We start from the raw sequence: 1,400 nt of genomic DNA on the forward strand, positions 1-1,400 counted from the left end.
AGAAACCATAGAAAGATTAAGTAATCATTATATTAAGGTTTTAGAAACAATAATAAATAATAATGAAATAGAGTTAGATAGTATAGATTTATTATCAGATCAAGAAAGAAACCAAATATTATATGATTTCAATGATACAGAGGTAGAGTATATAAACAATAGTACAATACAAGAACTGTTTGAATCCCAAGTAGAAAAAACACCAGATAACATTGCAGTAGTATTTGAAGATAAAAAGTTAACTTACAAAGAACTAAATGAAAAAGCTAATAGTCTTGCAATGATATTAAGAAATAAAGGTGTTAAGCCTAATTCAATAGTGGCAATAATGGTAGAAAAATCTCTAGAAATGGCAATAGGAATAATGGCAATCCTAAAATCAGGAGCAGCATACTTGCCAATAGATCCGACCTATCCAAAACAAAGAATAGGATATATGTTACAAGATAGTGAAAGTAAAGTATTATTAAGTAAAGAAGGATTATCAGATAACCTAGAGTTTTATGGAAAAGTAATAGATTTAGCCAAGGAAAATTTATTTAAAGGTAATTTAGAAAATCTTCAAAATCTAAATAGTTTAAGTGATTTAGCATATGTAATATACACATCAGGAACTACTGGAAAACCAAAGGGTGTACTAATTAATCATCAATCTTTAACAGAGACTTTGTTGTGGAGAAAACAAGAATATAAATTATCAGAAGGGCATATTATACTTCCAATATTTAATTATGTTTTTGATGGTTTTGTAATTAACTTCTTTACACCAATTATTTCAGGAAGTAAGGTTGTATTAGTTAATAATTATGAAATGGCAGATCCTTATAAACTAATAAATTATATAAGAACATTAGGAGTAACTCATTATATAAGTGTTCCATCTATATATTTGGCAATATTAAGTGTTGTAGATAAAAAAGATTTAGAAACCATAAAGGTTATAACTTTAGCAGGTGAGAAAATGCCACCAAAAGCTGTAGAGTATACGAAAAAGTTAAATGATAATATAGAAATAGTTAACGAATATGGACCAACAGAAAACACTGTTGTAACTACAATAATGAGAGATGTTCAAAGTGATAAAAAAATATCTATAGGAAAACCTATATCAAATACTAAGGTATATATTTTAAATTCATCAAATAAAATACAACCAATCGGAGTACCAGGAGAAGTATTTATAGGTGGAAGTAGATTAGCTAAGGGATACCTAAATAGACCAGAGTTAGATGTAGAAAGATTTATAGAAAGTTTTTATGATAAAGGTAAGAGAATATATAGAACAGGAGATTTTGCAAGATGGTTACCAGATGGTAATATAGACTTCATAGATAGAATAGATAACCAAGTAAAGATAAGAGGATTTAGAATAGAGATTGGAGAGATAGAAAATATATTAT

1 protein-coding gene is annotated in these 1,400 nt (G+C 27.3%); it reads left to right on the forward strand.

Annotated elements, in window-relative coordinates; genetic code table 11:
• Window positions 1-1,400 (forward strand): non-ribosomal peptide synthetase (locus BM119_RS19470; protein ID WP_143087369.1); only part of this gene is annotated, 1,400 nt, incomplete at both ends.

Source organism: Clostridium frigidicarnis (assembly GCF_900111985.1).
In the GTDB taxonomy this organism is placed as follows: domain Bacteria; phylum Bacillota; class Clostridia; order Clostridiales; family Clostridiaceae; genus Clostridium_Z; species Clostridium_Z frigidicarnis.